This is a genomic window from Microbacterium sp. T3-8, assembly GCF_055398145.1.
Genome location: NZ_AP027918.1, coordinates 79,315 through 105,050 on the forward strand (window position 1 = coordinate 79,315; position 25,736 = coordinate 105,050).

At 70.9% G+C, this 25,736-nt stretch carries 22 protein-coding genes; 2 read left to right on the forward strand and 20 right to left on the reverse strand.

What is annotated here, in order from left to right; translation table 11 throughout:
- Window positions 1-9 precede the first annotated feature (9 nt).
- The 9 genes from ACZ5Y9_RS00345 to ACZ5Y9_RS00385 all read right to left on the reverse strand — a co-directional run bounded on the left by ACZ5Y9_RS00345 (window position 10) and on the right by ACZ5Y9_RS00385 (window position 10,459).
- Complete coding sequence (locus tag ACZ5Y9_RS00345) at window positions 10-1,146, reverse strand: CaiB/BaiF CoA transferase family protein (protein WP_464471952.1); 1,137 nt, start codon at window positions 1,144-1,146, stop codon at window positions 10-12.
- Between the two features lie 181 nt (window positions 1,147-1,327).
- Window positions 1,328-2,905, reverse strand: a complete 1,578-nt coding sequence (locus tag ACZ5Y9_RS00350; RefSeq protein ID WP_464471953.1) for an amidohydrolase — start codon at window positions 2,903-2,905, stop codon at window positions 1,328-1,330.
- Window positions 2,905-4,374, reverse strand: coding sequence for an amidohydrolase (locus ACZ5Y9_RS00355; RefSeq protein WP_464471954.1), 1,470 nt, complete (start codon window positions 4,372-4,374; stop codon window positions 2,905-2,907). The genes ACZ5Y9_RS00350 and ACZ5Y9_RS00355 overlap by 1 nt, the downstream gene beginning before the upstream one ends.
- 62 nt (window positions 4,375-4,436) lie before the next feature.
- Window positions 4,437-5,465 carry an ornithine cyclodeaminase gene (locus tag ACZ5Y9_RS00360; protein ID WP_464471955.1) on the reverse strand — a complete coding sequence of 343 codons (1,029 nt, stop codon included), beginning with the start codon at window positions 5,463-5,465 and terminating at the stop codon, window positions 4,437-4,439.
- A complete protein-coding gene (locus ACZ5Y9_RS00365) occupies window positions 5,462-6,115 on the reverse strand; it encodes an FMN-binding negative transcriptional regulator (protein ID WP_247624282.1) in 654 nt (217 codons plus the stop codon). The genes ACZ5Y9_RS00360 and ACZ5Y9_RS00365 overlap by 4 nt, the downstream gene beginning before the upstream one ends.
- A gap of 30 nt (window positions 6,116-6,145) precedes the next feature.
- The gene (locus ACZ5Y9_RS00370) at window positions 6,146-6,976 is read right to left on the reverse strand and encodes an FAS1-like dehydratase domain-containing protein (protein WP_464471956.1); all 831 of its coding nucleotides are present in this window, start codon (window positions 6,974-6,976) and stop codon (window positions 6,146-6,148) included.
- Entirely contained in the window at window positions 6,973-8,202 is a 1,230-nt protein-coding gene (locus ACZ5Y9_RS00375; protein ID WP_464471957.1) for a CaiB/BaiF CoA transferase family protein, read from the reverse strand. Before ACZ5Y9_RS00375 ends, ACZ5Y9_RS00370 begins: the two co-directional genes overlap by 4 nt.
- Window positions 8,199-9,182 carry a hydroxymethylglutaryl-CoA lyase gene (locus ACZ5Y9_RS00380; protein ID WP_247624279.1) on the reverse strand — a complete coding sequence of 328 codons (984 nt, stop codon included), beginning with the start codon at window positions 9,180-9,182 and terminating at the stop codon, window positions 8,199-8,201. Before ACZ5Y9_RS00380 ends, ACZ5Y9_RS00375 begins: the two co-directional genes overlap by 4 nt.
- Window positions 9,179-10,459: a hydroxymethylglutaryl-CoA reductase, degradative gene (locus tag ACZ5Y9_RS00385; RefSeq protein WP_247633617.1), complete on the reverse strand. Its 1,281-nt coding sequence runs from the start codon at window positions 10,457-10,459 to the stop codon at window positions 9,179-9,181. The genes ACZ5Y9_RS00380 and ACZ5Y9_RS00385 overlap by 4 nt, the downstream gene beginning before the upstream one ends.
- Window positions 10,460-10,671: 212 nt before the next feature.
- Here ACZ5Y9_RS00385 and ACZ5Y9_RS00390 point away from each other — a divergent pair, with 212 nt between their 5' ends.
- Window positions 10,672-11,532, forward strand: a complete 861-nt coding sequence (locus ACZ5Y9_RS00390) for an alpha/beta fold hydrolase (protein ID WP_464471958.1) — start codon at window positions 10,672-10,674, stop codon at window positions 11,530-11,532.
- A gap of 28 nt (window positions 11,533-11,560) precedes the next feature.
- The gene (locus tag ACZ5Y9_RS00395) at window positions 11,561-13,528 is read left to right on the forward strand and encodes a helix-turn-helix domain-containing protein (RefSeq protein WP_464471959.1); all 1,968 of its coding nucleotides are present in this window, start codon (window positions 11,561-11,563) and stop codon (window positions 13,526-13,528) included.
- Between the two features lie 501 nt (window positions 13,529-14,029).
- On the opposite strand, the gene ACZ5Y9_RS00400 is transcribed toward ACZ5Y9_RS00395, so the two are convergent.
- The 11 genes from ACZ5Y9_RS00400 to ACZ5Y9_RS00450 all read right to left on the reverse strand — a co-directional run bounded on the left by ACZ5Y9_RS00400 (window position 14,030) and on the right by ACZ5Y9_RS00450 (window position 25,602).
- Window positions 14,030-14,455 (reverse strand): cupin domain-containing protein, encoded by a 426-nt coding sequence (locus ACZ5Y9_RS00400; protein WP_404597161.1) that lies wholly within the window; start codon window positions 14,453-14,455, stop codon window positions 14,030-14,032.
- Between the two features lie 24 nt (window positions 14,456-14,479).
- Complete coding sequence (locus tag ACZ5Y9_RS00405; protein ID WP_247624271.1) at window positions 14,480-15,283, reverse strand: ATP-binding cassette domain-containing protein; 804 nt, start codon at window positions 15,281-15,283, stop codon at window positions 14,480-14,482.
- The gene (locus ACZ5Y9_RS00410; protein WP_247624270.1) at window positions 15,280-16,149 is read right to left on the reverse strand and encodes an ABC transporter ATP-binding protein; all 870 of its coding nucleotides are present in this window, start codon (window positions 16,147-16,149) and stop codon (window positions 15,280-15,282) included. The genes ACZ5Y9_RS00405 and ACZ5Y9_RS00410 overlap by 4 nt, the downstream gene beginning before the upstream one ends.
- Window positions 16,150-16,240: 91 nt before the next feature.
- On the reverse strand, window positions 16,241-17,815 hold the full coding sequence (locus ACZ5Y9_RS00415) for an ABC transporter substrate-binding protein (RefSeq protein WP_247624269.1): 1,575 nt from the start codon (window positions 17,813-17,815) through the stop codon (window positions 16,241-16,243).
- Window positions 17,816-17,819: 4 nt separating this feature from the next.
- The gene (locus ACZ5Y9_RS00420; protein ID WP_247624268.1) at window positions 17,820-18,770 is read right to left on the reverse strand and encodes an ABC transporter permease; all 951 of its coding nucleotides are present in this window, start codon (window positions 18,768-18,770) and stop codon (window positions 17,820-17,822) included.
- Window positions 18,767-19,717 (reverse strand): ABC transporter permease, encoded by a 951-nt coding sequence (locus ACZ5Y9_RS00425; RefSeq protein WP_247624267.1) that lies wholly within the window; start codon window positions 19,715-19,717, stop codon window positions 18,767-18,769. The genes ACZ5Y9_RS00420 and ACZ5Y9_RS00425 overlap by 4 nt, the downstream gene beginning before the upstream one ends.
- 228 nt (window positions 19,718-19,945) lie before the next feature.
- Window positions 19,946-21,073, reverse strand: coding sequence for an N-methyl-L-tryptophan oxidase (solA, locus tag ACZ5Y9_RS00430; RefSeq protein ID WP_464471960.1), 1,128 nt, complete (start codon window positions 21,071-21,073; stop codon window positions 19,946-19,948).
- Window positions 21,074-21,322: 249 nt separating this feature from the next.
- Window positions 21,323-21,640: a GIY-YIG nuclease family protein gene (locus tag ACZ5Y9_RS00435; RefSeq protein WP_247624265.1), complete on the reverse strand. Its 318-nt coding sequence runs from the start codon at window positions 21,638-21,640 to the stop codon at window positions 21,323-21,325.
- 327 nt (window positions 21,641-21,967) lie between these two features.
- Window positions 21,968-23,278: an MFS transporter gene (locus tag ACZ5Y9_RS00440; RefSeq protein ID WP_247957110.1), complete on the reverse strand. Its 1,311-nt coding sequence runs from the start codon at window positions 23,276-23,278 to the stop codon at window positions 21,968-21,970.
- A gap of 57 nt (window positions 23,279-23,335) precedes the next feature.
- Window positions 23,336-24,307 carry an amidohydrolase family protein gene (locus ACZ5Y9_RS00445; protein ID WP_464471961.1) on the reverse strand — a complete coding sequence of 324 codons (972 nt, stop codon included), beginning with the start codon at window positions 24,305-24,307 and terminating at the stop codon, window positions 23,336-23,338.
- A complete protein-coding gene (locus tag ACZ5Y9_RS00450; protein WP_247633607.1) occupies window positions 24,304-25,602 on the reverse strand; it encodes a homoserine dehydrogenase in 1,299 nt (432 codons plus the stop codon). The genes ACZ5Y9_RS00445 and ACZ5Y9_RS00450 overlap by 4 nt, the downstream gene beginning before the upstream one ends.
- Between the last annotated feature and the right edge of the window lie 134 nt (window positions 25,603-25,736).

Below are 25,736 nucleotides of genomic sequence, written 5' to 3' on the forward strand. Positions count from 1 at the left end.
GTCTCCCGGTCAGCGACCGAGCTCCGCGCGGAGCGCCGGGCCGTCGGCGTCGAGACCGGGCGCGCGTGCCAGCCGCACCGTGCCGTTGGTGCCGAGCGCCGACCGGGCTATCGACACCCCGTCGTCGTGCTCGATCAAGCCGAGAGCATCCGCCTGCGGGCCGCGGGCCGCCGCCTCGGGGGTGCGCACGCGCGCCACGAGCACACGCGCCGCCTGCAGGCATCCGACCACCGTCTCGAGCGGCAACGATCCCACCCGCGCGGCCAGGATGCGCTCGAGCTCGTCGCGCCCCTCCACCCGGGCCCGGTTGCCCGCCCACTCCGGCCCACCGAGCACGGCGCCGAGGTCGAGCGCCGCCACGAGACGCGCGAACATCGCGTCGTTGGTCGCGCCGAGCACGACATGACCGTCGGATGCCGCGAACGCGCGGTACGGCACGATCGACGGGTGCGAACTGCCCCACGGCTTCGACGGGGGTCCGCCGGCCGACGTCGCGGCGATCACCGTGCCCAGCGAACTGAGCGCGGTCGCGAACAGCGAGAACTCCAGACGGCGGCCGACACCGGTGCGCCCGCGTTCGAGGAGGGCGGCGAGCACGCCGTTGATCATCGACATCCCGGTCGCGATATCGACCATCGCCACCCCGGAGCGCACGGGATCGGCTCCCTCGTACCCGGTCACGTGCATGAGCCCGGACTCGGCCTCCACCGTCACGGCGGTGCCCGGTTCGGCCGCGAGCGGGCCCTCCTGCGAGAACCCGCTGATCGAGGCGTAGACCAGCCGCGGGAACCGTTCGCGCATCGCGTCGGCGCCGATCCCCAGTCGGTCGGCGACCCCCGGACGGAAACTCTCGACCACGACATCCGCCGTGCCGATCAGCGCGTGCGCGGTCTCGCGATCGGCGGGGTCGGCCAGGTCCAGCGCGATGCTGCGCTTGCCGCGGTTGATCGCGTGGAAGTACGCGCTCGCCCCGTGCACGAACGGCGGACCCCAGTGCCGGGTCTCGTCGCCGATGCCCGGCTGCTCGACCTTGATCACGTCGGCGCCGAGCTCGGCGAGGGTCATGGTCGCGTACGGCCCGGCGAGCAGCCGGGTGAAGTCGATCACGCGCACGCCCTCGAGCGGCCGGAAATCTCCGTCAGTCATCGTCGCCCCTTCGCTCCCGAGCGAGGTTATCGACGAGCGGATGCCGTCGGCGATGGGTGCTGCGCACACCGAACGGGGCGCGGGGTGGGCCCTTCGACAGGCTCAGGGACCCGGTTTCCGGGCAGGAACCGATTCCTGGGTCGCTGAGCCTGTCGAAGCGTCGCAGGAATCCCCACCAGCCTCAGCGCACGAACACCCGCTCGCCGCGGATCCAGGTCTCGGCCACGCGCACGGCGGCGATCTCGTCGTCGGGCACCGTGAAGACGTCGCGGTCGAGCACGGCGAAACTGCCATCGAGCCCCGGTGCGAGGCGCCCGACACCCTCCAGCGGCGACAGCGAGGCCGCCCGCGAGGTGTACAGCAGCAGCGCCTGCGGCACGGTGATCGCCGCCTCGGCGCCGAACTCGATGCCGTTGTAGGTGCGGCGTCGCACGGCGGCCTCGACCGAGAGCATCACGTCGTCGGCGCCGCTCCACGCGGTGGCCGGCCGGTCCGACGACAGTGCCAACGGCTCGAGCCCCGCGTACAGGCGCGCGATCGGGTAGGCATCCGGCACCTGCTCGACGCGCAGCGCCTTCTCGTACCCGTCGTACTCGGCGTAGAAGAACACCGTGTGCGTGGCGATGCCGAACGACATCCGCCCCGATCCCAGTCGCGCGAGATACGCGTCGCTCACGATCGTCGCGTGCTCGATGCGCACCGAGGGGATGCCGTCGAGCCACGGCTCCTGATCCTCGAACAGCTCCACGACGCGGTCGAGCGCCCGGTCGCCCATCGCATGCACGGCGAGCTGCACGCCGTTGCGGCGGGCCCAGTCGCCGGCCGCGAGCACGTCGGCGTCGTCGACGAGACGCAGGCCGTGGTCGCAGGAGTCGGGGTACGCCTCGTGCACCCAGGCGGTGCGGTTGGAGTACGCGCCGTCGAGCACGACCTTCACGCCCGCGATGCGGATCGGCCCGGTGCGGTCGTCGTCGGTCAGCTCCCCGAGGGGCGCCTCCGGGTCCCACCCCGGGTACAGAGCGACGCGGGTGCGCAGGCCGCGCTCGGCGGCGGCGCGGAAGGTCTCGAGCGGGCGGTCGATGCGCGACGACAGCAGGTCGCAGACCGCCACGATGCCGCGTGAGGCGAGCTCGTCGCCGATCGCCACGATCGCATCGATCTGCTCGTCGCGGCTCGGCGCCGGGATGAAGGCTGCCACCACGTTGACCGCCGCGATCTCGGTGAGCACCCCGTTCGGGTTGCCGTCGGCGTCGCGTTCGAACCGCGCCCCCTCGGGGTCGACCGTCGTGGCGGTGATGCCGGCGATCTCGAGCGCGCGGGTGTTGCAGACGGCCGAGTGCGCGTCGCAGCGCCAGACCAGCACCGGGCGATCGGTGGCGATGCGGTCGAGGTCGGCGGCCGTCGGCATCCGCCCCTCCGGGAACTTGGTGTCGTCGAATCCGCGCCCCAGCACCCAGGCATCCGCCCCGCTGATCGTCGCGGCGTGCGCGTCGAGCACGCGCACGAGGTCGTCGGCGCTGAGCACGGCCGGCGGGAAGCACTCCGCCGCCGCCGCGGTTCCGGCAAGCAGCGCGGGGTGCGTGTGGCTGTCGAGCAGTCCGGGCAGCACGGTGCGGCCGCCGAGGTCGACGGCATCCGCATCGGTCACGTCCGCCGCGTCGCCGACCCAGTCGACGATCCCGTCGACGACGCGGAACGCCGAGGCGAACGCGGTCTCGCTCTCGCCCGTGAACACACGGCCGTTGGTGAAAGTGGTCATCACAGCTCCCGGTGGGTGAAGCGGCCGCCGAGCAGGGTGGCGGCGACGGGCATGGACCGCAGTTCGTCGCGGTCGCTCGCGTAGGGGTCGCGGTCGCCGATCACGAGGTCGGCGGGCTGCCCGACGGCGAACGAGGTACGAACGGATGCCGCGAGCGCCACGTCGAGCGGAAGACGCTGCTCGGGGTGCCAGGCGTCGCGGTCGCCGCGGCTGCGCGCGGTGGCCGCGCTGAGCGAGATCCACGGGTCGAGCGGGGCGACCGGGGCATCCGATCCCAGGCGCAGGGTCGCGCCCGAGCGGTGCAGCGAACCGAACGCGAAAGCGCGACCGGTGCGGCCCGCCCAGTGGTGGTCGGCGACGTCGCGGTCGTCCATGGCGTGCTCGGGCTGCACGCTGGCGATCAGGCCGAGCGCGGCGAAGCGGGCGAAGTCGTCGTCGCGCACGAGCTGGGCGTGCTCGATCACGCCCTTCATGTCGAGGGCCTGGAACGTGTCGAGCACCTCGGTGTTCGCGCGGTCGCCGATCGCGTGCACGGCGGCCTCGATACCGGCGCCGCGGGCGCGTTCGAGCAGGCGGCGCAGCTCGGGGATCGGCACGCTCTCCATGCCGCAGGCGTGCGGGTGGCCGGGGTCCATGCCGGGGTACGGGTCCCAGCACCAGGCGGTGCGGGTGTTCAGCGAGCCGTCGACGACGACCTTGAGCCGGCCGAAGGTGACCAGACCCGCCTCGTCGACGATGTCGCCGGTGCGGACGCCCGTGGCGATCACCTGCTCGAGCAGGTCGGGCCACACCGCGATGTCGGTGCGGAGGCTCGTGAGCCCGCCCGCCGTGCGCGCCGACCATTCGGCGATATTGTCGGTCTTCTCGTACTCGACGATGCCCACGACGCCACGCGCGGCGGCGGCCGACGCGGCATCCGCATAGGCATCCGCCGGCAGCTGCGCGGCCTCGTCGAAATCGTGCAGGATGCCGATCCACGGCCCCTCGCGCAGCAGCCCCGTCTCGTCGAGCTCGACACCCAGGCGCGCGGCCGCCGCACGGTTCATCCAGCCGCAGTGCAGATCGCCGCTCACGAGCACGACCGGGATGTCGCTGACCGTGGCCTCGAGGGCCTCGAGCGAGGCGGGCACGGGCCACAGCCCGTCGCGGAACCCGTAGCCCATCAGCATCCCGTCGCTCGGGGGGGCGCCCTCGGCGCGCGCCCGCCGCACGATGTCGAGCACGTCGTCGGCGGTGCGGGTCTCGGTGAGGTCGAGGCGCCGGCGACGGATCACGTGCTGCGTGAAGTGCACGTGCGCGTCCCAGAACCCCGGGCCGATCCAGCGACCGCCCGCCTCGACGACCTCGCCCGCGGGTGCGACCGTTCCGGCGGGGCCGATCTCGGCGATCACTCCGTCGCGAACGAACACGTCGACCGGCTCACCGCCGTCGTACGGGCGCACGTCCCGCAGGGTGAGGGACTCGGTCATGCTGCTCCTCTCAGCGCGCGGCGCGCGCGGGGATGGTCGGGGTCGGCGGGCGGGGCCGCCGGTCAGGCGACGGGGACGGGCGAGGTCGCGAAGCCGAAGAGGTCCTTCGGGTCCTCGGGGGCGGCGACGAGGTCGATCTCGGTGTCGAGCCCCGTGCCCGCGAGATCGGCGCGCAGGTGACGCAGGGCCGAGAAGTCCTCGATCGCGAAACCCACCGAGTCGAAGATCGTCACCTGCTCGGGCGAGGTGCGTCCCGCAGCCGTCCCGTTCAGCACCTGCCAGAACTCCGTGACCGGGAAGTCGGCGGCGACGTTCTGGATCTCGCCCTCGACGCGCGTCTGGGGCGTGTACTCCACGAACACCGGACCGCGATCGAGGATCCGCGGGTCGAGCTCGGTCTTGCCCGGGCAGTCGCCGCCGATCGTGTTGATGTGCATGCCCGGGGCGACATCGGCATCCGTCAGCACCTGCGCGACCGCCTTGTCGGCCGTGCACGTCGTGACGATGTCGGCGCCGGCGGCGGCCTCCGACGCCGAGGCGCACACCGTGATGTCGAAGCCGCGCGGTGCGAGGTTGCGCACGAACTTGGCGGATGCCGCGGGGTCGACGTCGTAGATCCGCAGCCGCGAGACACCCAGCACCCCGCGGAACGCGAGGGCCTGGAACTCGGCCTGGCTGCCCGCCCCGATCATCGCCATCGTCGACGAATCCGGGCGCGCGAGGCGCCGGGCCACCATCGCCGAGGTCGCCGCCGTGCGCAGCGCCGTGAGCATGGTCATCTCGGCGAGGAACACCGGGTAACCGTTGTGCACATCGGCGAGCACACCGAACGCGGTCACCGTCTGGTACCCGCGACCCGGGTTGAACGGGTGACCGTTGACGTACTTGAACGCGTAGATGTCGGGGTCGCTGATCGGCATGAGCTCGATCACGCCGAACGGCGTGTGATTGGCGACGCGCTCGCTCTTGTCGAACGACTCCCACCGGCGGAAGTCCGCCTCGATCGTGTCGGCCATCTCGGTCATGATCGTCTCGGCTCCGCGGCGCGAGATCCACTCGACCATGTCACCCACTCCGACGAACGCGGTCATGCGGTCACTTCCTTTCCATCGAGCACGTCGCGGTTCACATCCGCGATGCGATCGGCGAGCTTCGGGTTCTCATAGGGGCCGGGGTTGCGCAGCGCCTCGACGACGCGCGCGATCACCTCGGGGGACTTGTCCTGGTGCATCTTCTCCTTGGCCTCGATGCGGGTGGCCCGCAGGCGGAACCCCACGGTGCCGTGCACGATGCGCTCGGCGTAGGCGGTGTTCTCGAGAGTGCGATGCATCAGGTACGGGTCGGGCAGCGGGCTCTCGAACCAGCTCACGAGGCGGTCGAGCACCGCGAGGTTCTCGTCGTCGGAGAGGATCTCGGGGGTGCCGAACAGGTGCGCGACGGCGAAGTCCCACGTGGGCACGGCCGGCGACGTGCCGTACCAGCTCGGCGAGACGTAGCCCTGGGGGCCGTAGACGATCACCATCGTCTCGTGCCGGCCGAGCTGGTGCAGGCGCTCGTCGGGGCGACCGACGTGGCTCACGATCGAGATGCCCTCGGCATCCTCTTCGAGCAGCACCGGGTAGTGCGAGGCGACGAGTCCCTCGCCGGGCACGTGGCTGACGATCGTCGCCCACGGGTTCTCGCGCACGAGGGCGCGCACGGTCTCGACGTCATCGAGGGCGTAATCGGGGTTGTGCCTCACGGTGTCTCCAGGTGGGGGGTGGGATGGCCGTCAGGCCCAGGTGATGTCGGCGGTGGCCAGCACGACATCGTCGGCGTCGACGGCGGTGACGCGGATGCCGTCGGGCGCGGTGTGTCCGACCAGACGCAGCGGCCGGTCGACGAGCACCGGTGCGATCGCCCGCACGTCGAGACGCGCGGGGACGCGCTCGGGCGTGTGCCGTCGGGCGGCGTCCATCAGCAGGATGCGCGTCAACGGCCCGTGCACGAGCAGGTCGGGCAGGCCCTCAACGTCGCGCGCCCAGGCCCGGTCGTAGTGGATGAGGTGCGTGTTGAACGTGAGCGCCGAGAACCGGAACAGTTGGCGGGCGTCGGGCGTGAGCTCCTCGACCCACTCCCCCTCCGCCGCGATCGACGGGTCGGGGCGCGGGGCGCGGGCAGGGGCATCCGGATCCGCCGCCTCGAGGAAGACGTCGTGCCACACGCTGCGCACCGCCACCTCGCCAGCGACCGCATACTCGCGCACGATGTCCACGAAGGTCAGACGCCCGCGCGAACCGGTCTTGTCGACCACCGAGCCCGGGGACGTGGTCTGCACCACCTCGTCGCCGAGGCGGATCGGTCGCAGGAACTCGGTCGTCTCGCCCGCGTACATGCGGCGGGGCAGGTCGATCTCGGGCACGACGCCGTCACGCGCCGGGGTGCCGTCGGGGCGCAGGTCGGCCAGTGGCACCGCGAACGGGAAGAACACGCCCTCCCAGGCGGCGGGCAGCAGGTCGCCCGCGGCGAGCGCCGGATCGGCTGCCGCGAACGTGCCGCGGTACGCCTCGACGGTGTCGGCGGTGATGGGCGCGGTGCGCACGACGGGCGCGGGGGTGCTCACGGCAGTGCCCCGGCGGCGCGCAGCTCGGCGATGCGGGCGGCGTCGTACCCGGCGAACCGCGCCAGCACCTCGTCGGCGTGCTCGGCGAAGCGGTTGGCGGTGCGGGCGGGGGTCGCGGGGGTCTCCGACAGTTTGATCGGCTGACCGAACATGCGCAGCACGCCCAGGTCGCCGTAGTCGGCCTCGACGATCATGTCGCGCTCGGCAGTGCCGGGGTCATCGACCACCTCGCCGATCGTCTTCACCGCGGTGAGGGGCACGACGTCGCCCGCGAGGTCCTCGAGCTCCTGCTTGGTGCGGGTCGCGAGCCACCCCGCCACGATCGGCTTGACGCGGCGCTCGTACACATCGGTCTCGAACCGCTTGCGCATCGTGTCGATCTCGGGGTCGTCCTTGAGCTCGGGGGTGCCGAACAGGTCGCAGCTCGCGTTCCACAGCTTGTCGGTGTACGCGCCGAAGAAGACCTGACCGTCGGCGCAGTCGAACAGCTCGTAGGGCCGCACCCAGGCGTGCGCGTTGCCCTGCGGCGACGCGACGTTGCCCGTGACCGTGTAGTCGACGACCGCGGTCTCGGTGAGGGCGACGATGCTGTCGACCTGCGCGACGTCGACGACCTGGCCGACGCCGGTGGCCTCGGCGTGACGCAGCGCGGCGAGCGTGCCGATCACGGCGAACAGGGTCGCCGAGAGGTCGCCGATCGTGACGCCGACGCGCACCGGCGGATGCTCGGCGTAGCCGTTCATCGACCAGATGCCGCCCGCGGCCTGGGCCGTGTTGTCGAAGGCGGGGCGCTTGCTGCGCGACCCCGTGCGGCCGTAGCCGGAGATGGCGGTGTAGACCAGGCGCGGGTTGATCTCGCGCAGCACCTCGTAGCCCACACCGAGCTTCTCCATGGTGCCGGGGCGGAAGTTCTCGACGAGCACGTCGGCGCCGCGCACGAGGTCCTTCAACACCTCCTTGCCCTCGGGGGTCGCGAGGTCGAGACCGACGCCGAGCTTTCCGCGGTTGTACTGGGCGTAGTACGCGCTGAACTCCTCCTCGCCGTCGGTGAGGTACGGCGGGAAGCCGCGCGACACGTCGGGGTCGCGCGGGTTCTCGACCTTGATGACCGTCGCGCCGAGGTCGGCGAGGGTCTGCGAGGCGTAGGGGCCGGCGAGCACGCGCGACAGGTCGATCACGGTGACTCCGGCGAGCGCGCCGGGGGCGGGGAGGGTGGTGTCGATCATGCGGGAGTGACCTCCTGTGCGGGTTCGGGGGTGTCGAGTCCGGCGGCCGCGAACGCGCGGGCCACGTTCGACGCGGGCCGCACGGTGCGGATGCGGGAGAGCCAGAGCGTGGTGGCGGCCAGGGCTTCGAGATCGAGTCCGGTCTCGATGCCGAGGCCGTGCAGCATCCACACGAGGTCCTCCGTCGCGAGATTACCGGTCGCGCCCTTGGCGTAGGGGCAACGGCCGAGCCCGCCGACCGACGCGTCGAACTCGGCAACGCCCAGTCGCAGGGCGGCGTGCACGTTCGCGAGCGACTGCCCGTAGGTGTCGTGCAGGTGCAGGGCGATCGCCTCGACGGGGATGCCGGCGTCGAGGGCCTCCTCGATGACCGCGATCGTGTGACCGGGCGTGGCGACGCCGATCGTGTCGCTGATCGCGATCTTCCGGGCTCCGGCCTCGTGCAGGGCGCGGGCGGCTTCGGTGACGGCATCCGTGTCGACGCTCCCCTCCCAGGGGTCGCCGAAGGCCATCGAGACGTAGCCGCGCACGGGGATGCCCTGCGCGGTCGCCGCGGCGATCACCTCGACCGCGCGGTCGATGGCGCCTGCGCGAGTGGTGTTGAGGTTGGCCTTCGCGAACGACTCGGTGGCGCTGACGACCACCGACACCTCGCGGATGCCGGCGTCGATCGCGCGCTGCAGACCGCGGAGGTTCGGCACGAGGCCGACGGCGCGGGCGCCCGCGGGCACCTCGAGGCCGGAGACGACCTGCTCGGCGTCGGCGAGCTGGGGGATCCAGGTCGGCGGCACGAAGCTCGTGACCTCGAGGTCACGGCTACCGGCGGCGTACAGCCGACGGCAGAGCTGGATCTTGACGGCGGCGGGGATGATGTCGGTCTCGGCCTGCAGGCCGTCGCGCGGACCCACCTCGAACACGGTGACGCGCGCGGGGAGCCCGTCCTCGCGGATCACCCGGGGCGCCGGGACCGTGGCGGTCATGCGCCGGCCCCGCCCCCGCGCAGTTCGGCGAGCACCTCGCGGGCGTACTCCACGCGGATGCGGCGGTCGGCGACGATCCGGGCGGCGACCGCGCCGATCTCGTCGACGTCGGCACCCGCGGATGCCGCGATCGTGCGCGCGTGCAGGGTCATGTGTCCGCGCTGGATGCCCTCGGCGGCGAGCGCCCGGCAGGCGGCGAGGTTCTGGGCGAGTCCGACGGCGGCGATGACGCTCGCCAGCTCGCGGGCGGTCTCGACGCCGAGCAGCTTCACGGACGCCTGCGCGGTGGGGTGCGCGCGGGTGGCACCGCCGACGAGCCCGACGGCGAGGGGCACCTCGAGCGTGCCGACGAGGTTGCCGTCGGCATCCTTCTCGAACTGCGACAGCGCCGTGTATCCGCCGGCTCGGGCGGCGTGCGAGTGGCAGCCCGACTCGACCGCGCGGGTGTCGTTGCCGGTGGCGAGCACGACCGCGGTGATGCCGTTCATGATGCCCTTGTTGTGCGTGGCGGCACGGTAGGGGTCGGCCTCGGCGAACGCGCTCGCGGCGACGATGTCGTCGACGACCTGGGGACCGCCCAGCAGTTCGGCGTCGAACACGGCGCGGGCGCGGGTGAGGCGCAGCTCGGCCTTGTTGGTGAGGATGCGCAGCAGCGTGCGGGTGCCGGCGAGCTCGGCGATGCGCGGGGCGATCGCCTCGGCCATCGTGTTGACCGCGTTCGCGCCCATCGCATCGCGCACGTCGACGTGCAGGTGCACGATGACCTGCACTCCGGCGCGGGTGGGGAGCACGCGCACCGAGATGTCGAACGCCCCGCCGCCGAGCGAGACCAGCATCGGGTCCTGCTGGTTGGCGAGCTCGAGCAGCTCGTCCTTCGCCTCTAGCAGAGCGAAGCGCGCGCCGTGCGGGTCGATCGCGTCGAGCACCTGGATCTGGGCGATCATCACATCGCCCGTGTACGAGGTCGTGAAGCCGCCGTGACCGCGGGCCATGCGGGCGGCGTTCGAGGCGGCGGCGACGACGCTCGGCTCTTCGGTGGCCATCGGGATCAGGCGGTCGCGTCCGTCGATCGTGAAGTTCGTGGCGACGCCGACCGGCACCGCGATGAGACCCACGACGTTCTCGACCATGTGGTCGGCCTGAGCGAGCGAGAGACCGCTGTCGGGGCGCAGCGCCCCCAGAGCATCCGCATCCAGCTCCGCACCCTGCGCGACGAGCGCGAGGCGCTCATCCGGGGTGTGATCGCGGAGTCCGGAGATTCGGCTGTTGATCGACATCGGCCACCTTCCTTCGGGACAGCGACCGGGTCATCGGCGCTGTGGTCAAGGAAGACACTAGGAGCGGGCGGCAGGGGCGACGATGGGTGGAACACTCATCCTCGGGGCCCCGCTGTATGCGGTCGACACATCACCCCGCCTGATCGCGGAACCTAGACTCGCACCATCACCCGGAGCGCGGACCGCGGGTCCCCCGAGCGCGAGGAGTACGCATGCCCTACACCGATTCCGCCGATGTGCGCCTGTACTACGAGGTGTTCGCCGGGGCCGATTCCCCCGCCGACGCCCCCGTGCTCGTGCTCGTCTCGGGCGGCGGCGCCCAGCTACTCAGCTGGGACGAGGAGTTCATCGGCATCCTCACCGCCGGCGGCCTGCGGGTGGTGCGCTTCGACAACCGCGACACCGGTCTCTCGCAGCTCTTCGGCGGACCCGACGACGTCGACGGCGGCTACGACCTCATCGATCTGGCCGAGGACGTGCTGCGCGTGCTCGACGATCTGGGAGTCGCGAAGGCGCACGTCGCCGGGCATTCGATGGGCGGGATGATGGCGCAGATGCTCGCGATCCACCACCCCGAGCGCATCCTCAGCCTCGGGCTGCTGTCGACCATCCCCGGCCAGTCGCGCCGCTGGGTCGCGCACGGCGAGCGCCCCGAGCTCGCCGAAGCGCCCGTGCGCGTCACGCGCGAGCAGGCCGTGGCGTTCACGCGCACAGCCCTCGAGGCCGCACCGGTCGGACGCTTCGACCACCAGGTCGAGTGGCACGTGCGCGCGACCGGCGAGGCCTACGACCGCGGCTACCACCCGGAGGGCTTCTCCCGGCAGTGGGCGGCGCTCACGCGCGCGCCCGAGCGCCTCGACGCCCTGCGGTCGGTGACCGCTCCCGCGTTCGTCTTCCACGGCCGCGACGACGACGTGCTGCACTGGGCATCCGCCGTCGACATCGCCGAGGCGATCCCCGGCGCCGAACTGCAGGTGCACCCCGACATGGGGCACCTCATCCCCCACGAGCTGTGGCCCGAACTCGCGGCCGGACTCCTGCGCACCGCCGCACGCGCCGAGGGTCGCGGCTGAGGGACCTGATTTGAGGGCGACAGCGCTCATGCTCGACACTGAAGTCACGCGCCTGTCGGCGCCGCCCTCCCCCGAAGGGACGAAGATGCCCGAGCACGACGACGCCATCGCCTCGCTCCTCGATGCGGCCCACGACCCCGAACTCGTCGGCCCCACCGGTGTCAGCGACGCCCTCCGCGCGCTCGGGGCCAGCGAAGCGGATGCCGCGCTGCTCGCCGAGCGCGTCGCCCGCATCCAGCGCGAGCTGTCGCGTCTGCGCCGCCGCGAGCACGAGCTCACCGCCCTCTTCTCCAGCGCTCGCGAGCTCGCCGAGCTGCGCGACAGCGACGCCGTGCTCGCCCGCCTCGTGCAGCGCGCCCGCGAGATGATGGGCGTCGACCTGGCCTACCTGTCGGAGTTCGACCCCGACACCTCCGAGCTGCGGGTGCGCGAGACCAGCGGTTCGGTGAGCGCCTCGTTCCAGCAGTTGCGCGTGCCCCCGGGTCGCGGCCTCGCGAGCGTCGTGGTCGAGTCGCGCACCGCGCAGTGGGTCGCCGACTACACCGCCTACACCGAGGACCGCCACGACACCGGCATCGACGACGCCGTCTCGGCCGAGGGCCTGGTGTCGATGCTCGGCGTGCCGATGCTCAGCAGCGACGACGTGCTCGGTGTGCTGTTCGTCGGCAACCGCGAGACGAAGGAGTTCTCCCCCGACGAGGTCGCGCTGCTGTCGGCGCTCGCCGACCACGCCTCGGTCATCCTGCAGACGACGCAGACGCTGCGCGAGCTGCAGCTGTCGGAGGATGCCAGCCGTCGCACCCTCGAGAGCCTCACCGCGCACCTCGTCGAGCGCGACCGCGCCAACACCGTGCACCAGGAGCTCGTGCAGGCGGTGCTCGCCGGCGGCGGATTCGGCCCGGTGGCCGAGACCCTCGCCTCGGCCCTCGGCCGGGCGGTCGCGATCATCGATGCGCAGGAGAACGTGATCGCCGCCGCGGGGCTGCCGCTCGCCCCCGGGATGCTGTCGCTCGACGAGCCCGTGCGCGACGCCCTCGCCGAGAGCCGCCGCAACGGACACTGCGTACCGGTCGCGGGCGCGGGCGTGCGCGCCGTTTCGGCTCTCACCGCCGGGAACCGCCACTTCGGGGCGCTCCTGCTCGGCGACGGCGCCTTCGAGCTCGGCGCCGTCGACTTCCGCACCGTCGAGCGTGCGGCCCAGGTCGGGGCGCTGCTCGAGCTGCAGCAGGAGGCGGCATCCGGAGCCGACCACCGCGTGCGCAGCGAACTGATCGCCGACCTGCTCGACGACGTGCCCGAGCGGCGCTCCGACGTCGAGCGGCGTGCGCGCCGCCTCGGCGTCGACCTCGCGACCCTCGACTCCCTGCTGCTGCTGGCGGTGCCGGGCGATCAGCAGACCGCCGCGGCGCGCGCCGTCGTGCGCTCGCTCGACGACCGTGCGCTGGTCGGCGAGTACCGCGGATTCGTGGTCGCCGCCCTCGCGAGCGACCGCGGCCCCGTCGATCCCGAGCGCCTGCGGAGGGAGGTCGCCTCCGCGATCCAGGAGGCGGTGACCGTCGTCGTACCGCCGCCCGCGAAGGGTCCGCTGCCCTCGGCGTTCCTCGCCGCCCGGCGCACCGCGCGCCTGCTCGCCGCGCTCGAGCTCGCCGATCTCACCGCGCGCGTCGAGGACTTCCTGCCCTACTCGGCCGTGCTCGACACCGATGCGCAGGGGCTGTCGGCGTTCCTGCGCGACACGATCGGGGCGGTGCGCCAGTACGACGCCGAACGCAACGCCGATCTGCTCGGCACCCTGCGGGCGTTCGTGCGCAACAACGCCAGCCCCACCCGCACGGCGCGCGCCCTCAACTTCCACACGAACACGATCCTGCAGCGCCTCGACCGCCTCGACCACGTGCTCGGTGCCGGATGGCGCGACGACGAGCGGATGTTCCGCATCGGCATCGCCGTGCGCCTCGACGAACTGCGCGAGCGCCTGCGGGGCCCGGCCTCGTAGCGTTGCGCCCCTGTGTGCACCGATCGGTCATGAATGCCGGTTCTGAGGCATGAAAAGCGGCATTCATGACCGATCGGTGCATCCATAGCGCGGATGCCGCGGGGCGGGGCCCTTCACGCGCGACTCGGGAGGAGAACACAGCCTCCGCAGGAAGCATCCGCCGTTCCGATCCTGCTCAGGCCGCGAACTCCTCCCGAACGGATGCCGCGAGGTGCCCCCACGCGCGACTCCGGCGGAGAGCTCCCCGTCGGGCGGAAGCATCCGCGCGAGAACTCCGCCCAACGACGAGAACTCCGCCCATCACGGATGCCACCGAGCGACCCGTCGTCGACCGGTTCCTGAGCGAGCGAAGCGAGACGAAGGGCCCCCGCCCTCACCAACGGAGGAGAACACAGCCTCCGCAGGAAGCATCCGCCGTTCCGATCCTGCCGAGGCCGCGAACTCCTCCCGAACGGATGCCGCGGGGTGGGCCCTTCGACAAGCTCAGGGACCCAGCTCCTCCTACCGCTCACCCTCCGCGTCGAACGCCTCGACCCCGGTCTGCGGGAACGGATGCGGGCCGCGAGGCCCGAACACGAGCACGAGCTCGGCGACGGCATCCGACTCGTTGCGCACCCCGTGCCGCATGCCCTCGGGGGCGTAGAAGGCGTCACCCACCCGCAGAACCCGGCGATCGGAACCCGCCGTGATCACGACCTCTCCGCGCGTGACGATGTACATCTCGTCGGAGCTGTTCGGCGAGCAGCTCGTGGGGTCGTCGTCGAGGTGATGGTGCTGCCCCTCCTCGGCGCCCGGCTCGAGCCGGTACATCATGACCGACGTGGGCAGCGACGTCGATTGCTGGAAGTACCACTCGATGCCGATCCGGCCCTCGCCGTGGTACAGCTCCCAGTCGTGCTCGTTGTCGCCGCGTCTCTGCACGCGCATGTGCGACCCCTTTCGAAGAGACCCTCAGCTCCGGTACAGCACCGGCATCGATTCGAGGAGCTTCTGGGTGTACGGATGCTGCGGAGCGTTCATGACCTGCTCGCCGGTGCCCTCCTCGACGACCCGCCCCTGGTGCATCACGGCCACCCGATGGGCGATGTGGTGCACGACCGAGAGGTTGTGGGTGATGAAGAGGTAGGTGACGCCGGTGTCCTTCTGCAGCTGCACGAGCAGGTTGAGCACCTGCGCCTGCACCGACACGTCGAGCGCCGAGGTGGGCTCGTCGAGCACCACGAACTCGGGTTCGGCGGCCATGGCCCGTGCGATCGCGATGCGCTGGCGCTGTCCACCCGAGAACTCGTGCGGGTAGCGTCCGGCGGAATCCATCGGCAGTCCCACGCGGTCGAGCGAGTCGGCGATCCGGCGGCGGCGCTCCTTCTGGCCGATGCCCGCCGCCACGAGCGGCTCGGCGATCGACCGGGCGACCGTGAAACGCGGGTCGAGGGAGTCGTTGGGGTCCTGGAAGACCATCTGGATGCGGCGGCGGTGCGTGCGCAGGGCGCGACCGCGGATACCGGTGACGTCGGCGCCGTCGAACTCGATCGTGCCGAGCGTGGGCTTGCGCATGAGCAGGATGGCGCGGGCGAGCGTGCTCTTGCCCGACCCGGATTCGCCGACGAGACCGAGCGTCTCGCCGCGGGGCACGTTGAGGCTCACGTCGTCGAGGGCGGTCATGACGTTGTCGCCGTGTCCGAATCGCTGGGTGATGTTCTTCACCTGCAGCACGTCGTCGGGAAGGGCTGCGGGGGTCTGCAGGGCGTCGGTCACGATGCCTCCTCGAGCACGGCGGGAACGCTGTCGAAGTCGTTCACGGCGGGGATGACGGCGAGCGGCGAGCGCACGGGCACCGAGGGCCGCGGGATGCTCTCGAGCAGCGCCCGGGTGTACGGATGCCGCGGGTCCTCGAGCACGCGTCGGGCCGAACCGGTCTCGACCACGCGTCCGCGGTACATCACGGCGACCCGCTCGCAGAGCTGGCCGATGACGCCGAGATCATGGCTGATGAACAGCACGCCCATGCCGGTCTCGTCGCGGAGGCTCTTGATGAGGTCGAGGATCTGCGCCTGCACGGTCACGTCGAGGGCGGTGGTGGGTTCGTCGGCGACCAGCAGGTCGGGGCCGGCGGCGACGGCGATCGCGATGACGACGCGCTGGCGCTGACCGCCGGAGAGCTGGTGGGGGTAGTAGTTCAGGCGCTTCTCGGCATCCGGCATCTGCACGAGCCGGAGGATCTCGAGGGCCCGGGCGCGCGCCTGCTTCTTGTCGGCCTTGCCGTGGATCTGCAGCACCTCGGCGATCTGGGCGCCGATGCGCATGCAGGGGTTGAGCGCCGACATCGGCTCCTGGAAGACCATGGATGCCTTCACTCCGCGCACCTGGGCCCAGTCGCGCTCGGTGGCGTCGTTCATGTCGGAGCCGGCGACGTCGATGCTCGCGGCGGTGACGCGGGCCGAATCGGGCAGCAGCCCCATCATGGCGAGCGCGATGCTCGACTTGCCGCTGCCGGACTCGCCGATCACGCCGACGATCTCGCCCTTGCGCACGCGCAGCGAGACGCCGGAGACCGACGGCGGGGCGCTGCCGTAGGCGATGCTGAGGTCTTCGACGCGGAGGGCGTCGGTGGCGTCGGTCATGCGCGACTCGCTTCTGTGATCGATACGGGAGAGAAAGCGGGGAGGGGTGCCCCGGCGCCTCCGGGGGGGGGAGAGGCGCCGGGGCGGGGTGTCACTGCGTCAACCAGGCGTGGTCGAGAGCCGAGCGCGCGTAGAACGCGTCGTTCTCGTAGTCGTGCAGCTTGTTGCTGTCCCAGACCTCGAAGTACACCGGCACCGCGGCGGGCACGAACTCGAGCGCCTTGTCGGCCGCCTCGGTCGCGAGTTCCGCCACGAGCTCGTTGTACTCCTCGGGGGTGGCCGCCGACTTCGCCTGCACGAGCAGTTCGCGGGCCTTCTCGGCGTCGGGGTTGCCGTCCCAGTGGTTGTAATAGCCGCCCTCGAGCAGCACCGGCTCGAGGTAGTAGGCCGCCGAGGCGCGCGGGCTGCCCGGGATCGCGACGAGGTCGGTCCAGGACTCGCCGGTGGTGAAGATCGGCGAGATCTCGGCGAGCGGCGTGGCCTTGAGGTTGAGGGTGATCCCCGCCTCGGCCAGCTGCTGCTGCATCATCTCGTAGACCGGGTGGTGCGCCGCGGCGACGTCACCCATGTAGCTGAGGGTGATCTCGGGGTTGGGCTGACCGGCCTCTTCGAGCAGACGCTTCGCCTCGTCGACGTCGCGCTCGTGGTACGGGAGCTTCGTGGCGTCGGTGGCGCCGGGGTCTCCGGCGGGCGGCACGAACGAGATGCCGGCGTTGCCGAGCATGGCGGTGTCGACGATCGCCTGTCGGTCGAGCGCGAGCGAGAAGGCGCGGCGCACGTCGACGTCGGCCAGCGGACCCGACTCCGGGTTCACGTAGACGGCGAGGTTCTGACGGAACGCGGCCTCACCGAGCGTGAAGCCCGACGAGGCGGCCTGCTGCGCGAGGCTGCCGTCGATGAACGACGCGGCCTGCACGCTGCCCTGCTGCACGGCGGCGAGCAGGGTGTTCTCGTCGGGGTACAGCTCGAACACGATCGTGTCGATGTAGGGCTCCTCGCCCCAGTAGTTCTCGTTCTTCTCCATCGTCACCGAGACGCCCTGGTTCCACTCGGTCACCTGGTAGGCGCCCGTGCCGACGCTCGTGGTCTGACGCTCTTCCTCGGTGGCGTTGCCGTAGGCCTCTTCGCTGACGATGAGGAAGGTCTGCCGCGCGGAGACCGCGTCGAGGAACGTGCCGTCCGGGGCGCTGAAGTGGAACGTCACCTCGTAGTCGCCGGTGGCCTCGACGCTGTCCATCAGGCTGAGGTAGGTGGCGTTCGTGCCGCCGTCCTTGCGGGTCTCGAACGAGTAGACGACGTCACCCGCGTCGAACGGGGTGCCGTCGGCGAACGTGACGTCGTCGCGCAGCTGGAACACCCAGGTGGTCTCGTCGGTCTGCTCCCACTCGGTGGCGAGGGCCGGCTCGATGGTGCCGTCGTCGTCTCGGGTGAGGAGGGTGTCGTAGGCCATCGAGTAGATGACCTCGGCGGCGATGGCCGAGGCCACCATCGGGTCGATGCCGCCGGCCGAGGGCTCGGCGGGCACGCCCCACGTGAGGGTTCCGCCGGCGACCGGGTCACCGGCATCCTCTCCGCCGGTGCCGGTACCGCCGCCGGACGTGCATCCGGCGATCGCCAGGGTCGCGACGGCGAGTGCCGCCACCCCTGCCCAGTGTCGTCTGTTCATACCTCTACTCCGTTCGGGTGTGCTGCGTGGATGTGGTGGTGCGGTCGGGGTTCGCCGGGCCGCGGCGCTTCGTGCGGCGCCCGAGCGAGAAGGCGGGCTCGCGCCGCGGGGCGAGGTAGTCCTGCATTCCGTCGGCGAGGAGGTTCCACGCGGCGGACAGCAGGATGATCACCAGCGAGGGCAGGATGATCAGCAACGGCTGCAGCTGCATGAAGCGGGTGAACTCGCTGATCATGCGGCCGGCCGAGGGCTCGGGCGCCTGCACGCCCTGGCCGAGGTAGCTCAGCGCCGCCTCGATCAGCACGACCTGCGAGGCCACCGAGGCGAACTGCACGAACAGCGGGGTGAGCACGTTGGGCAGCAGGTGCTCGACGATCACGCGCGCCGGGCGCACGCCGCTGAGGGTCGCCGCGAGCACGAAGTCCCGCTCGCGGAGGGCGATCACCGGAGCCCGCATCACCCGGGCGAAACCGGGGGCGAACACGAGCCCGAGAGCGAGGATCAGCGGCCACGGCCCGTTGCCGATCACGACGCCGACGACGAGGGCGACGAGGATCGCCGGCAGGGCGAGCACCGCGTCGACGACGCGCATGATGACGGCATCCACCCATCCGCCGACGTACCCGGCCACCAGACCGAAGAAGGTGCCGATCACCGCGCCGAGCAGCGCGGCCGCCCCCGAGATGATGAGGCTGGTGCGGGCGGCGAGCGCGAGGCGGGTGAACGTGTCGCGGCCGAGGTTGTCGGTGCCGAGGATGTGGTCGAGGCTCGGCGCGGCGAGCGCAGGGCCCGAGGCGACGAACGGATCGTAGAGCGGCGCGACCGTCATCCAGCCGGCGAGGATCAGGATGACGCCGAGGATGCCGGCGCCGCTCCAGAAAGCGGGGCCGAACTTGCGGCGGGCCGGGCGCTTGCCGGCGACCTCGGCGAGGGCGAGTTCTCTTGTGACGGTCATCGCGTGTGCACCCTCACTCGGGGATCGATCAACGGATACAGCAGGTCGACCACGAAGTTGATCACCACGTAGACGACACCGATCAGCAGCACGGTGGCCTGGATGATCGGATAGTCGGAGGAGCGGATGCCGGTCAGCAGCAGTGAGCCCATCCCCGGCAGCGAGAACACCGCCTCGATGACGACGGTGCCGCCGACGAGCGCCGCGAGCTCGATGCCGATGACGGTCGTCACCGGGATGAGCGCGTTGCGCAGCGCATGCCGGCCGACCAGTCGTCCGGGCGAAGCGCCCTTGGCGCGGGCGGTGCGCACGAAGTCCTGACCGAGGGTGTCGAGCAGGGTGCCGCGCGTGTACCGGGCGACGATCGCGGCGAGCACGATGCCGATCAGCAGAGCGGGCAGGATCAGCACCCCGATCGCCCGCAGGGGATCGTTCGCCGCCCCCGCGTATCCCACGAGCGGGAGGCGGAGGGTGAGCGAGTTCACCAGGATGAGAACGGTGCCGAGCACGAACGGCGGCGTGGCCAGCAGCACGAACGACAGACCGCGCACGACGTGGTCGGGCAGCCGGCGCCAGCGGGTCGCTGCCAGCACACCGGCCGGGATGCCGAGCACGGTGCCGAACACGGTCGCCATCACCGCGAGGGTGAGGCTGAGCGGCAGGCGCGTCGCGATGAGGGTCGACACCTCGCCCGGCACGGTGATCGCACGGCCGAAGTCTCCCTGCACGACGCCCAGCAGCCACGAGAAGTACTGCGTGATCCACGGCTGGTCGAGACCGAGCTCGGCGCGCAGGGCCTCGAGCTTCGCGGGGTCCGGGTTCGCCGGGTCGACGAACGCGGCGAGCGGGTCGCCCGGGATGATCCTCACCATCGAGAACACGATGATCGAGAGGATGAAGAGCACGAACAGCGACGAGAGGATGCGCTGGATGATGTAGCGGGTCACCGTCGTGTCACTCCCCCGTGCTCATCACGCGGTCGCGTGCGCCCGCTGTCGCGTGCGTGCGGGGTCCGAGAACGGAGGGTGTCGTCGATGACATGGCGGTCACGCTACCCAGCGCGCGAGGGCGTCTGTACGGTGCGGCGGCCCAGGGGAACGGTCGCATGATGGGCGAAACCTCCATAGCAGGGGCGGAAGAAGGGCGCGGCGATCGGGATGCCGCGGGCAGGCGGGTCAGACGACCATCGAGTCCGCCGCGGCGAACTCGCTCAGGTCGTCGGTCGACTCGCCGTCCAGGGCGAGCTCGGCGAGCACCCGACCCAGGGCCGGCGTGAACTTGAAGCCGTGACCCGCAGCGAGGCCGACGATGATGTCGGGGTGCTGCGGCAGCGCGCTGAGCACGAACCGGCGGTCCTTGGTGAGGGCGTACTGGCAGGTGACCGTGCGCAGTTCGGGGCCGGATCCGGGGATCACGTCGTGCATGAATCCGGTGAGCTGCTCGATGAGCTCGGGCGAGGGGACGAACGACCGGTTCTCGGGCGTCATCCGGTTCTCCGACACGTCGCGGGCGGCCTTGATGGTCGGCTCGCCGTAGGTCGGGAACCCGTAGTAGCACTCGTCGTCCTCCCAGATCCACACGGGGAAGACCGAGCGATCGTAGTTCTCGGGCTCGGCGGGGCGGAAGTAGCTGACCTGCTCCTGCATGATGTCGAGGGGGATCGTCGCACCGAGCGGGTCGAGGAGCGTGTTCGTCCAGGCATCCGTCGCGAGGATCACCTTGCCGGCGCGGATGTCGCCGTTCGACGTGTGCACGATCACGCCGTCGCCGTCGGGCGTGAGGCTCTCGACGGCGGTGCGGTCGCGGATGTCGGCGCCATGCACGCGGGCGCGCATCTGCAGCGTTGCGACCGTGCGGGAGGCATGGGCGATGCCAGTGTCGGCGGTGTAGACCGTCTCGACGTTCTCGGGCACGCGGAACTGCGGCCAGCGCGCCTGCACCTCGGCGGGCGAGAGCAGTTCGTGCGCGACGTCGCACTCGGTGAGAGCGGTGGTGAAATCGGATGCCGAGTAGGGGCCGTCGGAGGGGATGAGGATCACCCCGCCGGTGATGGTGAGCAGGCGCTCGCCCGACTCGGCCTCGAGGTCGGCCCAGTCGCGGTACGCGGACTGGGCGAGGCGCACATAGGCGGTGGATCCGTACGAGGTCCGCACGATGCGCGAGGTGTCGTGCGAGGCTCCCCGCACGTGACCGAGCTCGTACTGCTCGAGCGCGACCACCTTCGCTCCACGACGGGCCAGGTGGTAGGTGGCGGCGCTGCCGAGCGCTCCCATCCCGACGACTGCGACCTCGAACGACTCCATGATGCTCCGTCTCTTCCGCGGACGGTGCACACCACCGGCCTGTTGTCGTTCAGTGTGGATGCCGCCGCGGGGCCGTTGCTATGGGGCGATGTCCCATGTTGTTCGCACAGGAATGTGCCTTCGATACGCGTCCGACCCCGCAGATGACAGGCGTGGGCAGAAGGTGTTTCCGGCGCGTTTCGGGTGCAGCGGCGGGCCCCTTCGACAAGCTCAGGGACCCAGTTGCAGAGGCTGGGTCGCTGAGCCGCACTACTGGGTCGCTGAGCCTGTCGAAGCGTCCCTCCCCGAGGAACGGGACAGCCTCGGCAGATCTTCGCCCCGCTGCTCGATGAGCGCGATCTTCTTCGCCCGGCTCCAGCCCTGGATCTGCTTCTCCCTGAAGAACGCGGCGTCCACGGTGTCGAACTTCTCCGCGTAGACGACCACGACGGGTCGGCGGACACGAGTGAAGTGCGCCGCGAGCTCGTCATCGTGGTTGTGCTGCCACACGCGTGCGTCGAGATCGCCGTTCGTGCTTCCGGTGTAGAAGCATCCGTCGTTGCAGCGGAGGATGTACGTCCAGGCCATGGGCAATTGTCGGATGCCGTGAACGGCGCGTTTGCCCGCCTGGGGATAAGTCTCGTCGGGCAGGGCCCTTCGACAGGCTCAGGGACCCAGTCCCCGACCGGGTCACCGAGCCGCGCCACCGAGTCGCTGAGCCGAACCGCTGGGTCGCTGAGCCGCACCGCTGGGTCGCTGAGCCTGTCGAAGCGTCCCCCACGAGACGCAGCTCCGCGGGGAGGGGCCCTTCGACAAGCTCAGGGACCCACTCCTCGAAACCGGGCCGCCGCTCACGACGAAGCCCCCGCAGACACGCTGTCTGCGGGGGCTCGGCCGGTCTCGGTAGCGGGGGGTCTACTTCGAGACGAGCTCCGACGGGAGGTCCTTCGCCGTGGCGACGGCGCGATGCTGCCGCACGGTCATCGTGAGGATCGCGCCGACGATCATGATGCCGCCCGTGATGTACAGGGCGACGGTCGCGACGCCGGTCGTGTCCTTCACGAAGCCGATCAGGTACGGTGCGGCGAAGCCCGCGAGGTTACCGGTCGAGTTGATGAGCGCGATACCGCCGGCGAGGGCGGTGCCGGCGAGCATCGAGGTCTGGAAGCTCCAGAAGATCGCCGGGATCGACAGGGCACCCGCGTTGGCGAGGCACAGGCCGATGATTCCCCAGACCGGGTCGGTGCCCGCGATGATGCAGATCGCGAAGCCGGTGGCGCTGAGCAGGAAGGCTGCGGCGATGAACTTGCGGCGCTCGCCGGCGCGGTCCGACAGGTAGCCGAACGTGACCATCGAGATGATCGCCGCGAGGCTGGGCAGCGCGCTGAGGAAGCCGATCTGCACGGTGTCGGTGATGCCCAGGTCTCCGATGAGGGTCGGCAGCCAGAAGCTGATGCCGTACAGGGCGAAGTTGTACGAGAAGTACACGGCGGTGAGCAGCCAGATCAGCTTGCTGGTGAAGACCTTGCGCAGAGGGGTCTCGGCCTCGTCGACGCGTTCGGCGGCGAGGAGGGAGCCGAGGCGATCGCGCTCGGGTTCGGTGAGCCAGGTGACCTTGCGGTAGTCCTCCTGCAGGCAGAAGAGGATGACGATACCGAGGAGCACGGTGGGGATCGCCTCGATCACGAACAGCCACTGCCAGCCGGTGTGGCCCCAGACGCCGTCCATGCCGCTGAGGATGAAGCCCGAGACGGGGCCGCCGATGAGGCCCGACGAGGCGAGCGCGATGTAGAAGATGCCCCAGGCGCGTCCGCGGCGGCTGGCGGGGAACCAGTGCGCCATGTAGAAGAGGATGCCGGGGATGAAGCCGGCCTCGGCGACACCGAGCAGGAAGCGCAGCAGGTAGAACATCCACTCGCTGTCGACGATGAACATGAGGCCCGAGATCAGGCCCCAGGTGATCATGATGCGGGCGATCCACTTGCGCGCGCCGACCTTGGCGAGGATGAGGTTCGAGGGGATCTCGAAGATGAAGTAACCGATGAAGAACAGTCCGGCACCGAGACCGTAGACCACGTTCGAGAATCCGAGGTCGGCGCTCATGGTGGCCTGCGCGTAGCCGATGTTCACACGGTCGAGGTACGAGAGGAAGAAGCCGAGCATCGCGAGCGGGAGCACGCGCAGCATCACCTTCCGGAAGAGCTTGTCGTCGTTGACGGTCGTCATGAGGGTCCTTCGTCGGTTCAGGGGGGTGTCAGAGGGTTTCGGGTGAGCGGTAACGGGTCAGACGGCGGGTACGTCGAGTCGGTAGACCCGCGCGGCGGTGCCGTGGAAGAGGGCGTCGAGTCCCGCGGCGTCGAGGCCGGCGGCGCCGGTGAGGATCGTGTCCATCACCTCGTCGAAGTCGGGGGCGGTCAGGGTCGCGACCGGCATGTTGGAGGCGAACAGCGCGCGGTCGGCGCCGAAGATCGCGAGGGTGTCGCGCACGACCTCCTCGTTGGAGGAGCGGTCCCAGCGGTTGCGGTACAGGCCGAGCTCCGACACCTTGACGGCGGTGCCGGGCAGCGCGGCGAGGCGTTCCATGCCGTCGCGCCAGACGCGCAGGGCGTCGGCGTCGCGGTCGAGCGGCAGGCCGCAGTGGTTGATCACGACGGTCAGCTCGGGGAAGTCCGCGAGTACGTCGGCTGCTTCGGCGAGGTGGTAGTACGGCACGCGCAGGTCCCACGAGAACCCGTGCGCCGCCAGCGCCGCGATGCCCTCGACCCACGCGGGGTCGTGGAGGGTGCCGGGGCCGGTCGCGGTCTCGTCGGCTCGTGCGGCGATGACGGGCTTCGAGCGGATGCCGCGCACGATGGAGCGCTGCGCGTGCCCGGCGAGCACCTCATCGCGGTCCGGCTGCAGGAATCCGACGTGAGCAACGGCGGCGATCGGGAAGCGTCCGCCGGTGGCGTCGCTGAGCCCCTGCAGGAAGTCGTCCTCCGCGACCTGTTCGCTCCGGCTGCGCTCGGCCTCGCAGTGCACGGTGCCGAGGATGGTCCAGCCAGCGGTCTCGGCGAGGTACTCGCGCGGCAGGAAGGTGCGGCGCATGGCGTTGTAGTCGCCGAGGAAGAACTGCTCGTTGTACTCGTCCTGGATCCAGGGCCAATGGCCGTCGCCGTCGAGGTCCCAGAAGTGGTGGTGGGCGTCGATGATGCGCAGATCGTGCCCCTCGGGGAGGCGCGTGTCCTGGATCCGGCGAGCTGTCTCGATGCTCACAGCCGCACGCCCTCCACGAAGGCGGTGCGCACGTCATCGGCCACGCCCGCGAGGTCGGCGAGGCGGATGAGCTCGCCCTCGGCGATGTCGCGCACGAGGCGTGCGCCGGAGAGCAGGTAGTACGCGGCCGCGAGGGTGTCATCGGCGTCGGTGACGGCATCCGCCCGATCGATGATGACGGGTGCGACGCCGTCGATCTCGTGGTGGTGACCACGCACCTCGAACGTCTCTCCCGCGGCGAGCGCGCGGGCGGCGCGGGCGGCGAGCACCGTGTGGTGCCGGGGCTCGGCGAAAGTCGAGGTGCCCTCGACCAGAGCGTCGATCGTGAGCGGGGTCTCGACGCCCATGAAGTGGTACGGCCAGTAGATGCAGGCGTAACGACCCGAGCGCGAGACGATGTGACCCTTGCCGGCGAGCAGGTCCCAGGTCTCGGGGTCACCGGTGGTGACGATCGCGAACACGCCGCCGGCGAAGCTCGTCTCGCCGGGCAGGCGCAATGCCGAGAACACGTCGACCGTGCGGTCGGTGCCGATGATGCCGCCGTCCGCGCGGCGGGCGTAGATGTCGGCCAGCTCGCTGGGGCGGGCGACGGGGTAGTGCATGCGCTCGGTGTCGGCGGTGGCGCCGGCGTAGAGCGAGACGACGGCCATCTCGCAGGAGTCGGCGGCGGCGGCGCGCTTGAGCGGTGCGACGACGGATGCCCGGGCGGCGAGCGTCTTGTCGATGTCGTCGCCGAGGAACAGGTGGTCGGTGAGGGCGGATGCCTCGATCCGCTCGCCCTGCTGCTCGAGCACTCCGGTGGCGGGGTCGAAGACGAGATCGTACTCGCCGGACTTGCCGAGGGCGACGACCTCGAGGCCGACGCGCTCGACCCAGTCGAGCAGGCGCAGCAGGTTGGCGGGCTGGTCGCCGTCGCCGGGCAGGTAGCCGACGCCCTGGGCGCGGGCGGCGCGCGAGAGCGAGACACCGGCGACGCTCTCGATCTCCTTGCTGACCATGACGACGTGGATGCCGCGCTCGATGGCCTCGGCGGCGTAGCGGTAGCCCGCCTCGACGCGACCGGAAGCTTCGACGAGCACGTCGATCTCGTCCCAACGGACGTCGTCGTGGCCGGGGATCGGCTCGGCGTCGGGGAGTCCGCCGAGGTCGGCGATGAGGGTGCGCACGCCGTCGACATCGGGGTCGATGAGCTGCGTGGCCGTCATACGGTCGATCGAGCGCAGCTGGGAGAGGAACGTGCGGCCGAAACCTCCGCGTGCGCCGGTGAGAGCGACGCGGATAGGAGCGCGGGTCATCGGTGGTCCCCTCTGCACGGGACGTTCCGTGCGGTCGTACGAGTGCAGCGGGAGCGGGTTCTCCCTGCGGCCTCGAACACTGTTTCACAGACGTAAACATTTCTCAAATTTGTTCACAACAGTTCACACGTGAT

Coding starts and splice junctions, on each gene's coding strand:
- ACZ5Y9_RS00355 (WP_464471954.1), bottom strand. CDS start 4,374: ATGACCGAGTCCCTCACCCTGCGGGACGTGCGCCCGTACGACGGCGGT.
- ACZ5Y9_RS00350 (WP_464471953.1), bottom strand. CDS start 2,905: ATGACCACTTTCACCAACGGCCGTGTGTTCACGGGCGAGAGCGAGACC.
- ACZ5Y9_RS00435 (WP_247624265.1), bottom strand. CDS start 21,640: ATGGCCTGGACGTACATCCTCCGCTGCAACGACGGATGCTTCTACACC.
- ACZ5Y9_RS00400 (WP_404597161.1), bottom strand. CDS start 14,455: ATGCGCGTGCAGAGACGCGGCGACAACGAGCACGACTGGGAGCTGTAC.
- ACZ5Y9_RS00380 (WP_247624279.1), bottom strand. CDS start 9,182: ATGACCGCCACGGTCCCGGCGCCCCGGGTGATCCGCGAGGACGGGCTC.
- ACZ5Y9_RS00385 (WP_247633617.1), bottom strand. CDS start 10,459: ATGTCGATCAACAGCCGAATCTCCGGACTCCGCGATCACACCCCGGAT.
- ACZ5Y9_RS00390 (WP_464471958.1), top strand. CDS start 10,672: ATGCCCTACACCGATTCCGCCGATGTGCGCCTGTACTACGAGGTGTTC.
- ACZ5Y9_RS00415 (WP_247624269.1), bottom strand. CDS start 17,815: ATGAACAGACGACACTGGGCAGGGGTGGCGGCACTCGCCGTCGCGACC.
- ACZ5Y9_RS00420 (WP_247624268.1), bottom strand. CDS start 18,770: ATGACCGTCACAAGAGAACTCGCCCTCGCCGAGGTCGCCGGCAAGCGC.
- ACZ5Y9_RS00440 (WP_247957110.1), bottom strand. CDS start 23,278: ATGACGACCGTCAACGACGACAAGCTCTTCCGGAAGGTGATGCTGCGC.
- ACZ5Y9_RS00375 (WP_464471957.1), bottom strand. CDS start 8,202: ATGATCGACACCACCCTCCCCGCCCCCGGCGCGCTCGCCGGAGTCACC.
- ACZ5Y9_RS00360 (WP_464471955.1), bottom strand. CDS start 5,465: ATGACCGCGTTCGTCGGAGTGGGTGACATGGTCGAGTGGATCTCGCGC.
- ACZ5Y9_RS00410 (WP_247624270.1), bottom strand. CDS start 16,149: ATGACCGACGCCACCGACGCCCTCCGCGTCGAAGACCTCAGCATCGCC.
- ACZ5Y9_RS00345 (WP_464471952.1), bottom strand. CDS start 1,146: ATGACTGACGGAGATTTCCGGCCGCTCGAGGGCGTGCGCGTGATCGAC.
- solA (WP_464471960.1), bottom strand. CDS start 21,073: ATGGAGTCGTTCGAGGTCGCAGTCGTCGGGATGGGAGCGCTCGGCAGC.
- ACZ5Y9_RS00450 (WP_247633607.1), bottom strand. CDS start 25,602: ATGACCCGCGCTCCTATCCGCGTCGCTCTCACCGGCGCACGCGGAGGT.
- ACZ5Y9_RS00395 (WP_464471959.1), top strand. CDS start 11,561: ATGCTCGACACTGAAGTCACGCGCCTGTCGGCGCCGCCCTCCCCCGAA.